General features: G+C 62.4%; 9 protein-coding genes. 4 read left to right on the top strand and 5 right to left on the bottom strand.

Annotated elements, in window-relative coordinates; translation table 11 throughout:
* Positions 1-123 precede the first annotated feature (123 nt).
* The gene (gene rloA2 / locus ACYCFC_RS07780; protein ID WP_181085362.1) at positions 124-633 is read left to right on the top strand and encodes a retropepsin-like aspartic peptidase RloA2; all 510 of its coding nucleotides are present in this window, start codon (positions 124-126) and stop codon (positions 631-633) included.
* A 60-nt stretch (positions 634-693) separates the two neighbouring features.
* Here rloA2 and ACYCFC_RS07775 read toward each other — a convergent pair whose 3' ends face one another.
* From ACYCFC_RS07775 to ACYCFC_RS07765, 3 genes are all read right to left on the bottom strand, one after another.
* Positions 694-2010 carry a leucine-rich repeat-containing protein kinase family protein gene (locus ACYCFC_RS07775; RefSeq protein ID WP_459653603.1) on the bottom strand — a complete coding sequence of 439 codons (1317 nt, stop codon included), beginning with the start codon at positions 2008-2010 and terminating at the stop codon, positions 694-696.
* 118 nt (positions 2011-2128) lie between these two features.
* Positions 2129-3166, bottom strand: a complete 1038-nt coding sequence (locus tag ACYCFC_RS07770; RefSeq protein ID WP_459653602.1) for an RNA methyltransferase — start codon at positions 3164-3166, stop codon at positions 2129-2131.
* A gap of 42 nt (positions 3167-3208) precedes the next feature.
* Positions 3209-4357, bottom strand: coding sequence for an MFS transporter (locus tag ACYCFC_RS07765; protein WP_459653601.1), 1149 nt, complete (start codon positions 4355-4357; stop codon positions 3209-3211).
* Positions 4358-4465: 108 nt separating this feature from the next.
* On the opposite strand from ACYCFC_RS07765, the gene ACYCFC_RS07760 reads away from it, so the two are divergent.
* Together ACYCFC_RS07760 and ACYCFC_RS07755 are read left to right on the top strand one after the other, a co-directional pair.
* Positions 4466-4813, top strand: a complete 348-nt coding sequence (locus ACYCFC_RS07760) for a DUF1883 domain-containing protein (RefSeq protein WP_459653600.1) — start codon at positions 4466-4468, stop codon at positions 4811-4813.
* A 27-nt stretch (positions 4814-4840) separates the two neighbouring features.
* Positions 4841-5743: a DMT family transporter gene (locus ACYCFC_RS07755; protein WP_459653599.1), complete on the top strand. Its 903-nt coding sequence runs from the start codon at positions 4841-4843 to the stop codon at positions 5741-5743.
* Between the two features lie 130 nt (positions 5744-5873).
* On the opposite strand, the gene ACYCFC_RS07750 is transcribed toward ACYCFC_RS07755, so the two are convergent.
* The gene (locus tag ACYCFC_RS07750) at positions 5874-6200 is read right to left on the bottom strand and encodes a DUF5629 family protein (protein ID WP_459653598.1); all 327 of its coding nucleotides are present in this window, start codon (positions 6198-6200) and stop codon (positions 5874-5876) included.
* Positions 6197-9907 carry a methionine synthase gene (gene metH / locus ACYCFC_RS07745; protein WP_459653597.1) on the bottom strand — a complete coding sequence of 1237 codons (3711 nt, stop codon included), beginning with the start codon at positions 9905-9907 and terminating at the stop codon, positions 6197-6199. The genes ACYCFC_RS07750 and metH overlap by 4 nt, the downstream gene beginning before the upstream one ends.
* A 268-nt stretch (positions 9908-10175) precedes the next feature.
* Between metH and ACYCFC_RS07740 the strand changes: the two genes are divergently transcribed.
* Positions 10176-12452 carry a fatty acid cis/trans isomerase gene (locus ACYCFC_RS07740; RefSeq protein WP_459653596.1) on the top strand — a complete coding sequence of 759 codons (2277 nt, stop codon included), beginning with the start codon at positions 10176-10178 and terminating at the stop codon, positions 12450-12452.
* Positions 12453-12522 lie beyond the last annotated feature (70 nt).

Below are 12522 nucleotides of genomic sequence, written 5' to 3'. Positions count from 1 at the left end.
CGTTACGTCATAAATCACGTGCTGTGCACCCAATGGGCGAAACGTTTTGTAAAGGGGCCGGATGGAACGCTGTGGCTGGGAGGCCATCGATAGTTTTCCACTATCAAAACACAGGAGCTTGTTTTGTCTCGCGTTCTTTTCCTTACGGGGCTGTTGGCGCTTCCAGCGTTTGCGACCGACCCCGTCCTCTATGGTCGTTACGAACATATCAAGATCGAAGAAATCGGCAAGATTCTGCCCGCCAAGATGGACACCGGTGCCATGACCGCATCGCTGTCGGCGCGTGATATCGAACGGTTCCAGCGCGACGGTGAAGACTGGATTCGCTTCCGTCTGGCCGTCAAAGGCGCCGACGACACTCTTTATGAGAGGCCTCTGGTCGGTATCAGCCAGATCAAGTCGCGCGCCGAAGAGGTGGATGAAATTGACCTCGATGACGAGCCGCCACGGGTCGAGCGCCCGGTCATCGGCATGCAACTGTGTATCGGCAGCGAGCTACACGAGGCCGAGGTGAACCTTACTGATCGCAGGCATTTCAGCTATCCACTTCTGATTGGGGCTAAAACCATTCGCGATCTGGGCGCCGCGATCGATCCTGCGGACAAATACACGGCAGGTCAGCCAGCCTGCTGAGATGAGACTGCCAGGTGGAGGCTCCGGGCTCGTGATCGGCCCTTCCAGCCACCTTGAATGCTAGTCAATAGCCGGCAGCTCTTGGACCAGGGTCGTGAAATCGGGGCGTTGCTGCGGGCTGTCCAGGCATTGCCGCTTGAGGCTGGCCATTTGCTGCAGGCGCGGGTCGTGTGCGCTGTCATCACAACGCTCCAGCAACTCTTCCAGCAGATAGCCGAACGCCCTGGCTTCGAGCCGTTGCAGCATTCGGCCCTCATCACTGAGCGGATCATGGAAGGAGGCCGCGCCGAAGTCGCTCAGCAGGCCTTTGCCGGCTGGGTCGACCAGCAGGTTGTGGCCGTAGAGGTCGCCATGAAGAATGCCGCGCTCGTGCAGATGCCCGATGGCGCTGGCCACGCTGGTGGCGATCTTAAGCACCTGCTCGGTGGAATAGCGTTGCTGCGCTGGGTAACAGTCGCGCGTACAGCTGGCGAGCGATGGCGGGCCAGCCAGCACCCTGAAGGACGGATCGATCAGCTCCATCAGCAATCCTGGCGGGGCATCCCCATGAGGGGCCAGCGGCCCGGCGACACGAATCAGGCTGGGATGCTCGCCCGCTGCGATACACGCGGCCATCTCGCTGTGGGGCAGACCGTCGCTGGTCAGGCTGCCCTTGAACAGCTTGGCGGCCATGGGTCTGGTGACCTGTGCGGGAGGCTGCCAGTCGGCACGATGGATAACGCCCGAGGCGCCCTGGCCGAGGATCTCACCCAGAACGAGGTGCTCACGCTCGATTGGCGGCAACGGATGCTGTGCCAGCACTTCGGCCTCGATGGCATCGCTGAACGGATTGCCGGCAAAGGCTAGCCAGCTCAGGCGCGGCATTGTCAGCAGCCAGGCAGGCAGATCGGGCAACTGGTTGGCGGCAATGCGCAGTAATTCCAGCCGATGACAGTTGGCGAGCGATACGGGCAATGATTGCAGACGGTTGCCGGCCAGCATCAGCTTCTGCAACTGCTCGCAACGACCGATTTCTGCAGGCAATTCTTCGAGTTGGTTGTCGGTGAGGATCAGCCAGCGCAGTTTCGGCGGCAGGGCTGCGGCGGGCAGGCGGCGGATGCGATTGGCCTTGAAACCCACCATTTCCAGCACCGGGCACTGGCCCAGAACGGCTGGCACTTCAGTAAAAGCATTGTCCGAGCAGAACAGGATGCGCAGCTTGCGCAACCGTGGCAGGTCGTCCGGCAGGCCGGAGAGCCGATTACCGGAGAGGTTGAGCACTTCCAGGCTGTCGGCCAGGGTGAAGATTTCCTGCGGGAACTCCGTCAGGTCTTCCGAAAGATCGAGCCGGGTGATGCCTGCCAGTTCGCCGCGTCTGAGGCGCTCCAATGTATGCATATCTGTCCTGGTCCTGCCGCTGTTTGCTGCGCGTTCTATGACCTGCAACTGCGCAGGTCGTGCCTTAGAACCTGTTTTGCCTTGCATTGCTCTAGCTCGCGAGACTTTGAACAGGTTCTTAGCCAACAGCGATTTTTCTCGGTGCCTTGAGTGCGTGCTCGGCGCGGGCACGCAGCTGGCCGCAACCGCCGTCGATGTCCTGGCCGGCGGAATTGCGCACCTTGGTCAGCACGCCGTTTTCGTGCAGGTAACGCATGATCTGGTGGATGCGCTCGGCGGCGGGGCGGCGGAAGGCGTCATCGTCCAGGCTGTTGTAGGGAATGACGTTCATGATGGCGAACTTGCCCTTGAGCAGACGAATGATGCCGTCCATCTCCGCCTGGCTGTCGTTGATGCCTTCGAGCAGCGTCCACTGGTACTGGATCGGATAGTCCACCAATCGTGCATAGGTTTCACCCAGCTCGACCAGCTCGGCGGGATCGAACTGCGACGCACGAGGCAACAATACCTGCCGCAGCGCCGCATCGGTGCTATGCAGCGAAAGCGCCAGAGCAGGTTTGACCTTCTGCTGCGGCAGGCGCGCGAAAATCCTCGGATCGCCGACGCTGGAGAACACCAGATTCTTGTGCGCGATACCACCCTCGGTGCCCAGCAGGTCGATGGCTTCGAGCACGTTATCGAGGTTGTGCGCCGGCTCGCCCATGCCCATGAACACCACTTTCTTCACCGGGCGAAAGCGCCGGGCGAGGGCGACCTGGGCCACGATTTCGGCGCTGCCGAGCTGGCGCAGCAGGCCGCTCTTGCCGGTCATGCAGAACACACAGCCCACCGCACAGCCAATCTGGCTGGAAACGCACAGGCCTCCGCGAGGGAGCAGCACGCTCTCCACGAGCTGACCATCGGCCAGCGCCACCAGCAGACGGGCGGAACCATCGGCTGCCGGATGCTCAGCGCTCAGGCTGGCCAGGTTCTCGACGATCTTGCTGATGGCAGGCAGACCGTTGCGTACCGCCAGAGGCAGAAAATCTTCACTTTTCTGATGGCGAATACCGGCATCCAGCGGCTGGCCCTTGAGCCAGGCACGGGTCATCCGACCGATGTGCACGGGCTTGGCGCCGATGTCGGCAAGCTGCTGTTGAACATCTGAAATACGCATAGGGCGCGCATTCTATGCGGGCAACAGGCGCGCCGCCAGAGATCATGACTGGAAGCGACGGCTGCCCAGTACCAGCCCGGCCAACATCAAAGCGACCAGGCCGAAGGCAAAGGTCAGCGATGCGTAATGAGCGATCACCCCCATCAGTGCCGGGCCGGCCAGCACACCGGCAAAGCCGATGGTGGTTGCGGCGGTCACAGCCTGATGCACCGGTACGACCTGTTGCCGGCTCAGTGAGGAAATCAGTACCGGCGAGACGTTGGCGCAGCCCAGCCCGCACAGGCCATAACCCAGCAGCGCAAAGGCCCAGTGCTCGGTGACAAGGCCGATGGCGATGCCGAGGGCTGCCAGCAAGCCGCCGAAGCCGATCACACGCGCCGCGCCCAGGGCATTGACCAGCGGAGCACCGGCGAAACGACCAATGGTCACCATCAGCGCAAAGCTTGCGTAGCCCAGGCCGCCCATCGTCGTATCCAGCGCCTTGCGCTCGGTGAGGTAAAGCGCGCTCCAGTCCAGCACTGCACCTTCGGCCAGATAGACCACGAAACACATGATGCCGACCAGCAGCACCATGCCCGTGGGGCGGACGAAGGCCATGCCACCCGCCGGCCCCCGGTCGCGCAGAAAACCGGGAGCCACCAGCAGGTTCGCCAGCACGATCAGGGTAATCATCAGCAGCGTTGCGGTCTCTGGTGCCAGCCCCAGTGTCAGGGCGAGGGTCAGCGCCAGTGCGCCACAGATCGAACCGAGGCTGAACATGCCGTGAAAATTCGACATGTGACGCCTGCCGGTCTCGCGCTCGATCAGCACGCCCTGGATATTGAGCACCACGTCGATGACGCCCAGGCTGCCGCCGAAACAGAACAGCGCCAGGGCCAGGACCCAGAGCGAATCCGTCAGTGCCACCCCTGCGAGTGCCAGCGCCAGCAGCAGTACGCTGGCGAGCACCACAGGGCGTATCCCGCGACGATTCACCAGCATGCCGGAGAGCGGCATCCAGGTCAGCGAACCGACGCCGATGCACAGCAACAGCGAGCCGAAGAGGGCATCACTCATTTCGATGCGCCCACGCACATAAGGCACCAGCGGCGCCCATATGGACAGCCCGAAACCGGCCATGAAAAAGCCGACACGGGCGGCGCGGCGGGCTGCAGGCAATGCCGCATCGACGGAGCAGGGTGCCGCAGGCATGGGTGACCTCGAAGAAGTGAGCGGGGGGGCATTATCGCAAAGAACCGATGCAACCCGCCGTTTCATCACGGGTCACAGAATGGCAAGCCGCCGAGCCATCCCCGGCGCATGTTAACCTTCCGCCTTGACCAGCAATGCGGCCCGGAGCGGTACATGAAGTTCATTCACCAACGCGAACACCTCAACGAAGATGACTTCGTGATCATCGAGTGCTCGCAGCCCTGCAATATCCGCCTGATGAACGACAAGAATTTTCGCAGCTTCAGAAATGGCGGACGTCACGCCTACCACGGCGGGGCATTCGACAAGTTCCCGGCGAAGATCAAAGTCCCCAACACCGGCTTCTGGAACATCACCATCGACACCGTGACGCGCCGGGCGATCAGCGTGACCCGCAAGCCTGCGCTCACCCATAGCATCAGGATCGTGCGCAACTCACCCTCGCAATTGAAATAGCCCTACGCCCAACCACCGAGCAGGACAATGCCTGAGCAGAAATCGCGCACCACGCTGGCCCACCTCGGCATGCTGCTGTGGGCGCTGTTCGTCGGCCTGTCGTTTCCGGCGGTTGGCCTGCTCAGTGAAGGCCTGCCGCCGCTGCTGCTGACGGCCATGCGCTTTGGCATCGCGGCGCTGGTGCTGGCGCCGCTGGCCTGGCGGCAGAGTGAAGGCAGGCCGGGGCTGGCGACCTTGCTGCTCTATGCGCTGATGGGGCTGTGCCTGGCGGGCTTCTTCGGCACCATGTTCTGGGCTGCCCACCGGGTCAGTGCATTGTCGATGGCGACCCTGTTCGTCAGCGTGCCGCTATTGGCCTACTGCCTTGGAAGAGGGCTGGGCGTCGAGCAGCCGGCAGGGCTGCTGCTGGCCATTCTTGCGCTTGGGGCCAGCGGTGCGCTGGGGCTGGCCTGGGCAGAGAATGGCGGAAGTTTCGCCGGCATGCAGCTGGGGTTGGGAGAGCTTGGGTTTTTTCTAGGCTGCGTGGCGTCGGCGTTGTATCCAGTCCTCAGCAAATGGGGGCTGGCGCGCGGTGTGCTGCCCAGGCAAGCCGGGCTGCGCACCTTCTGGAGCCTGGTCTGCGGCGCTGTCCTGATCGGCTTGATGGGAATGATGTGGGAAGCACCACAAGCGTTGCTGAGAATGAACCTGCTCGACCTGCTGTTGGTGATTTACCTGGGTGTCTTCTCCAGTGCCATGACCTTTTTCCTGCAACAGCGCGCGACGGCAGTGCTCACGCCGGGCGCCGTCACCGCCTACAGCTATCTGGTGCCCTTCGTCTCGATGTTGCTGCTGTTCTTCGACCAGCCCGGGCGCATGGGCTGGCAGTGGATGCCGGGCAGCCTGCTGGTCGTGCTGGCCATCGGTTTGCTGCTGCGGCGCGAGAGATGAGGTTTGTGGCCGGGATCGTCGGATTACACCTTCGAATCCAACGGTCTGCCCGTAGGGCCGAACTTGTTCGGCCAACGAGCCTCGCAAATGGCCGAACGAGTTCGACCCTGCAAAAGTGGAAAGTTGGTGGTTATTCGTCTTCGCTGCTGGCACGGGTGGCGGCGAGGCATTTCAGGCGATGCGGGCCGAGTTGCCAGCTGTCGTCCCCGGCCTGGTATTCGGCTTCCATTACGTCGTTGTAGCTGAAGCGCCAGCGTTTGCGCTCGCGTCCGTCGAGCGCCTCCAGGGTCACGACGATCTCTTCGCTAGCAAACGGCTCGTCGGCTTCGGCAGCGGCGTCGGCCTGATCGAGCAGGGCGTCGTCGAGGCTGAAGTCGAATACGTGCAGGTCATCGATCAGCAGCATGTCGGCGGCTTCGAGCTGGTCGAGCAGGCAGGGCGTCATGGCTTCGCTCATACGTCGTACCCCAGGTTCGGCATCAGCCAGCGCTCGCTGGTTTCGACGTCCTGGCCCTTGCGCTGCGAGTAGCTTTCGATCTGGTCCTTGTCGACCTTGCCGACCGCAAAATATTGCGCCTTGGGATGGGCGAAATACCAACCACTGACGGCGGCGGTGGGGAACATCGCGAAGTGCTCGGTAAGGAACACGCCACTCCGACCGGCCTTGTTGAACTCCGCTTGCGGATCGAGCAGGCGGAACAGCGTGGCCTTTTCGGTGTGATCGGGGCAGGCCGGGTAGCCGGGCGCAGGGCGGATGCCCTTGTACTGCTCGCGGATCAGGTCCTCGTTGCTCAGTTGCTCATCCTTGTCGTAGCCCCAGTATTCGGTGCGCACGCGCTGGTGCAGCCACTCGGCGCAGGCTTCGGCCAGGCGGTCGGCCAGGGCCTTGACCATGATCGAGTTGTAGTCGTCGCCGGCGTCCTGATAGGACTTGGCCACTTCCTCGGCACCGATGCCGGCGGTACAGATAAAGCCGCCCACATAGTCAGTGATGCCGCTGTCCTTGGGTGCGACGAAATCGGCCAGGCTGAAATTCGGCTTGCCGTCGGTCTTCACCGTCTGCTGGCGCAGGTGATGCAGGGTGGCGAGCTGTTCGCCGTTGTCGCCATAGACTTCCAGATCGTCATGGGCCACCTGGTTGGCGGGCCAGAAGCCGAACACGGCGCGCGCCCTGATCAGTTTTTCATCGATCAGCTTGTTCAGGATCGCCTGGGCGTCGCTGAACAGCGAGGTAGCGGCTTCGCCCACCACTTCGTCCTGAAGGATGCGCGGATACTTGCCTGCCAGGTCCCAGGAGATGAAGAACGGCGTCCAGTCGATGAAGTCCACCAGCGTGCGCAGGTCGATATCTTCCAGCACCTTGCAGCCGGTGAAGGTCGGTTTCACCGGGGCATATTCGGACCAGTCGAACTGCGGCCTGGCAGCGATGGCCTGTTCGTAGCTCAGGCGCTCGGTGCGGGCGGCGCGGTTGGCGGTGCGTTCACGGATCATCGCGTACTCTTCGCGAGTCCTGATTGCGTAATCCGGCTTCATTTCCTTGGACAGCAGGGTGGTGGCCACGCCCACGGCGCGCGAGGCGTCGGTGACGTACACCACAGCGTCGTTCTTGTAGTGCGGGTCGATCTTCACCGCCGTGTGCGCCTTGGAGGTGGTGGCGCCGCCGATCATCAGCGGCAGGCTGAAGCCCTGGCGCTGCATTTCGCGGGCGACGTGGACCATTTCATCCAGCGACGGGGTAATCAGGCCGGAGAGGCCGATGATGTCGCACTTCTCCTCGATGGCGGTCTTGAGGATCTTGTCCGCCGGCACCATCACGCCCAGATCGACGATGTCGTAGCCGTTGCAGCCGAGCACCACGCCGACGATGTTCTTGCCGATGTCGTGTACATCGCCCTTGACCGTGGCCATGAGGATCTTGCCCTTGGCTTCCGGCTTGTCGCCTTTTTCCGCCTCGATAAAGGGGATCAGGTGCGCCACCGCCTGTTTCATCACGCGCGCGGATTTGACCACCTGCGGCAGGAACATCTTGCCCGAGCCGAACAGGTCGCCGACCACGTTCATGCCGGCCATCAGCGGGCCTTCGATGACCTCGATGGGGCGCGCGCACTGCTGGCGGCATTCTTCGGTGTCCTCGACGATGTGCGAGGTGATGCCCTTGACCAGCGCATGCTTGAGCCGTTCGACCACGTCCAGGCTACGCCACTCCTCGGTTTCAGCCTCCTTGACGCTGCCGTCGCCGCGGTAGTTGTCGGCGATGGCCAGCAGGGCTTCGGTGCCATTGGCGTTGCGATTGAGCACCACGTCTTCGACCGCTTCACGCAGCTCCTTGGGAATCTCGTCGTAGATTTCCAGCTGACCGGCGTTGACGATGCCCATGCTCAGGCCGTTGCGGATGGCATGGAGCAGGAACACCGAGTGGATCGCCTCGCGCACCGGGTTGTTGCCGCGAAACGAGAAGGACACGTTGGACACGCCGCCGGACGTGAGCGCATGGGGCAGCTCGTCGCGGATATAGGCGCAGGCCTCGATGAAGTCCACCGCGTAGTTGTTGTGTTCCTCGATGCCGGTGGCGATGGCGAAGATGTTCGGGTCGAAGATGATGTCTTCCGGCGGGAAGCCCACTTCATTGACCAGAATGTCGTAGCTGCGCTGGCAGATTTCCTTCTTGCGCGCGGCGGTGTCGGCCTGGCCGGCTTCATCGAAGGCCATCACCACCACGGCGGCGCCGTAGCGCTTGCACAGGCGGGCCTGCTGCTTGAACTGCTCGACGCCTTCCTTCATGGAGATGGAGTTGACGATGCCCTTGCCCTGGATGCATTTCAGGCCGGCTTCGATCACCTCCCACTTGGAGGAGTCGATCATGATCGGCACGCGGGAAATGTCCGGCTCGCCGGCGATCAGGTTGAGAAAGCGCACCATCGCCGCCTTGGAGTCGAGCATGCCCTCGTCCATGTTGATGTCGATCACCTGGGCGCCGGCTTCCACCTGCTGCAGGGCGACTTCCAGCGCCTCGGTGTAGTTTTCCTCGCGGATCAGCCGGGCGAAGCGTGCCGAGCCGGTGATGTTGGTGCGTTCGCCGACGTTGACGAACAGCGAGCTGCGGTCGATGGTGAAGGGCTCCAGGCCCGACAGCCGGCAGGCCTTGGGGATGTCCGGGATAGTACGCGGCGGGTACTTGGCCACAGCTTCGGCGATGGCCTGGATATGCGCCGGGGTGGTGCCGCAGCAACCGCCGATGATGTTGAGGAAACCGCTGGCGGCGAATTCTTCGACCACGACTGCCATTTCTGCCGGGCTTTCATCGTATTCACCGAAGGCATTCGGCAAGCCGGCATTGGGGTGGGCGGAAACGTGAGTCTCGGCCTTGGCGGACAGTTCTTCCAGATAAGGCCGCAGCTCCTTGGCGCCCAGCGCGCAGTTCAAACCGACCGAGATGGGTTTGGCGTGGCGTACCGAGTTCCAGAAGGCTTCGGTGGTCTGGCCCGACAGGGTGCGGCCCGAAGCGTCGGTGATGGTTCCGGAAATCATGATCGGCAATTCGATGCCGGTTTCCTCGAACACGCCCTGCACGGCGAAGATCGCCGCCTTGGCATTGAGGGTATCGAAGATGGTCTCGATCAGGATCAGGTCGGCGCCGCCCTCGATCAGGCCGCGTGTGGCTTCGCTGTAGTTGTCCACCAGTTCGTCGAAGGTAACGTTGCGAAAGCCCGGATCGTTGACGTCCGGCGACAGCGAGCAGGTCCGGCTGGTCGGGCCGAGCACGCCGGCGACGAAGCGCGGTCGGTCCGGGGTCTCGGCGGTCTTGGCGTCGCAGACCTGGCGGGCCAGGCGCGCGCCCTCGACGTTCAGCTCGTAGGCCAGCGCTTCCATGCCGTAGTCGGCTTGGGAAATACGAGTGGCGTTGAAGGTGTTGGTTTCGAGAATGTCCGCGCCGGCATCCAGGTAAGCCTTCTCGATATTGCCAATGACGTCCGGGCGGCTGAGGATCAGCAGGTCGTTGTTGCCCTTCACATCCTGCGGCCAGTCGGCGAAGCGCTCGCCGCGATAATCGGCTTCCTGCAGCCTGTAGCTCTGGATCATGGTGCCCATGCCGCCGTCGAGAATCAGGATGCGCTCCCTGAGCGCTTGCTGGAGGGCCTGGAGACGGTCGTTGCGATTGGACATGGGACTACCTGAAAAAGCGGAATACGAAGGGGTGCGAATGATAGCAAGGCTGCATGTTTTTTGATCGCTCGCGATTTTGCATGAGCAGAATTCATATTGACCAAGCTAAAAAGCTCGCGGGCGAATTCGCTTCGTAGGGCCGAACGTGTTCGACCATCTCGCTGGCCCGTGGCCGAACACGTTCGGCCCTACAATGAAGCCTTTATGCGCCGTTAGCCTGAACGCGACAGGTTTGGCTACCATGCCGCCTGTCATCAAGGAGCTGTCCATGAAGCGTCGCGCCATTTTTGCCGGGCTGTTGCTGGTTGCCTGTGGTTTTGCCCGTGCCGAGCCGCTGTCCTATCAGCGCGACGTACAGCCGATCTTCACGGCCAAGTGCGTAGCCTGCCATGCCTGTTACGACGCGCCCTGTCAGCTCAACCTGGGCAGCGACGCGGGCGTGCTGCGCGGCGCACACAAACAGCCGGTCTACAACGGGACACGCAATGAAGCCCAGATAACCACTCGCCTGTACCTGGATGCCCACGGCGAAGCGGCTTGGCGTCGACGTGACTTCCATTCGGTGCTGGCACCGGCGCACGGGCAGGCGGCGCTGCTGGCACGGATGCTCGAACTGGGCCGCAACGAGCCTTGGCCAGCCAACACCAAGCTGCCGGCCAGCCTGGAGATCGGCATCAACCGCGACAACCAGTGCCCGCAACCTGGCGAATTCGCCGATTACGCGAAGAAGAACCCCCACGGCGGCATGCCCTTTGCCGCAACCGGCCTGACGGACAGCGAATACGCTACCTTGCAGGCCTGGGTCGAGCAGGGCGCACCGACTGACCAGCAGTCGGCACAGCTCTCGCCCAGCGAGGCAGCACAGATTGCCCAGTGGGAAGCGATGCTCAATGCTCCCGGCGAGCGTCAGGCGCTGGTCAGCCGCTGGCTGTATGAACATCTGTTCATCGCCCATCTGTATTTCGATAGCGGCAACAGCGGGCGCTTCTTCCAGCTGGTGCGTTCACGCACGCCAGCCGGCCAGCCGGTCGATCCGATTGCCACGCGCCGGCCCAACGACGATCCGGGTACCCGTTTCTTCTATCGTATCCGCCCCGTGGAAGGGGTAATCGTGCACAAGACACATATCACCTATCCCCTCAACGGGCAGAAACTGGCGCGCATCGACGAGCTGTTTTTCGGCGAGAACTGGACCCTAGACGCCTTGCCAGGCTATGGCACTTACCACCGCGCCAATCCGTTCGATACCTTCCAGGCGATTCCGGCGCGGGCGCGCTATCAGTTCATGCTGGATAACGCCGAATACTTCGTGCGCACCTTCATACGCGGGCCGGTGTGCCGGGGACAGATCGCCACGGACGTTATCCGCGACAACTTCTGGGTGCTGTTTCAGGACCCGCAGCATGACCTTTACCTCACCGACGCCGATTACCAGCGCCAGACCACGCCGCTGCTGGCGATGCCGGGGCAGATCGATAACCTCGGCGGGTTGATGGACTTCTGGCGCATCTATCAGGAAAAACGCAATCAGTACGAGACACTACGCTTGCAGGCCTACACGCAGATGCCCGCGCGCTGGGAGCATATCTGGCGCGGCAACGACAACGCGCTGCTGAGCGTCTTTCGCCAGCACGACAGCGCTTCGGTGCGCAAAGGCCTGATCGGGGAAATTCCGCAGACACTCTGGTGGATGGATTTCCCGCTGCTGGAGCGCACCTACTATCAACTGGTGGTGAATTTCGACGTATTCGGCAACGTCTCGCATCAAGGCCAGACCCGGCTGTATTTCGATCTGATCCGCAATGGCGCTGAATTGAATTTCCTGCGCCTGCTGCCCGCCGACTCGCGTCAGGGCATTCTCGATGACTGGTACGACAAGAGCGGCCAGCTCAAGCTGTGGTTGGCTTATACGAAAATCGATACGGCCACCCCGACGGCCCTGTCACTTGAACGCGATGCGCCGAAAAAGAGTTTCGCCTGGCAATTGCTGGAGCGCCACGCGGCCATCAATGCCAGCCCCGACCCGATCAATCGCTGTCGCACCAGCCATTGCTATCGCGACGGGCAGAGTGCCGCCCGACAAGCCTCCGAACAGGCGCTGAGCCGGCTGACCAACCGGGTTGCGGCGAGCCTGAAGGTGATCGAGTGGTTGCCCGAAGCGACCCTGCTGCGCGTCGAGCATGACGGCGAGCCGCGCGAGGTCTACAGCCTGCTGCGCAATCGCGCCCATACCAATGTGGCCTTCATGTTCGGCGAGGCTTATCGCTACAAACCGCGTATGGACACCCTGACGGTCTATCCGGGTGTGTTAAGCAGCTACCCGAACTTCCTGTTCAGCCTGCCGGCCCATGAGGTGCCTGCTTTTGTCGTCGCCATGGAGCAGGCGAAGGACCAGGCCGCCTTCGAGCACATCGTCGAGCGCTGGGGCATCCGCCGCACCCATCCTGATTTCTGGGCGCATTTCAACGATCTCACGCGCTACCTGTACGAAACCGATCCGGTAGAGGCGGGCGTGCTCGACATGAATCGCTATCAGAATCTCTGAGCGGATCGTGCCCGGATTGTCGGATTACGCCTTCAAGCCGTCGGATTACGCCTTCGGCTAATCCGACCTA

This window comes from Stutzerimonas sp. NM35 (assembly GCF_054604355.1).
The sequence above is the reverse complement of the archived record's forward strand: the minus strand, read 5'-3'. Positions and strand labels throughout refer to the sequence as shown.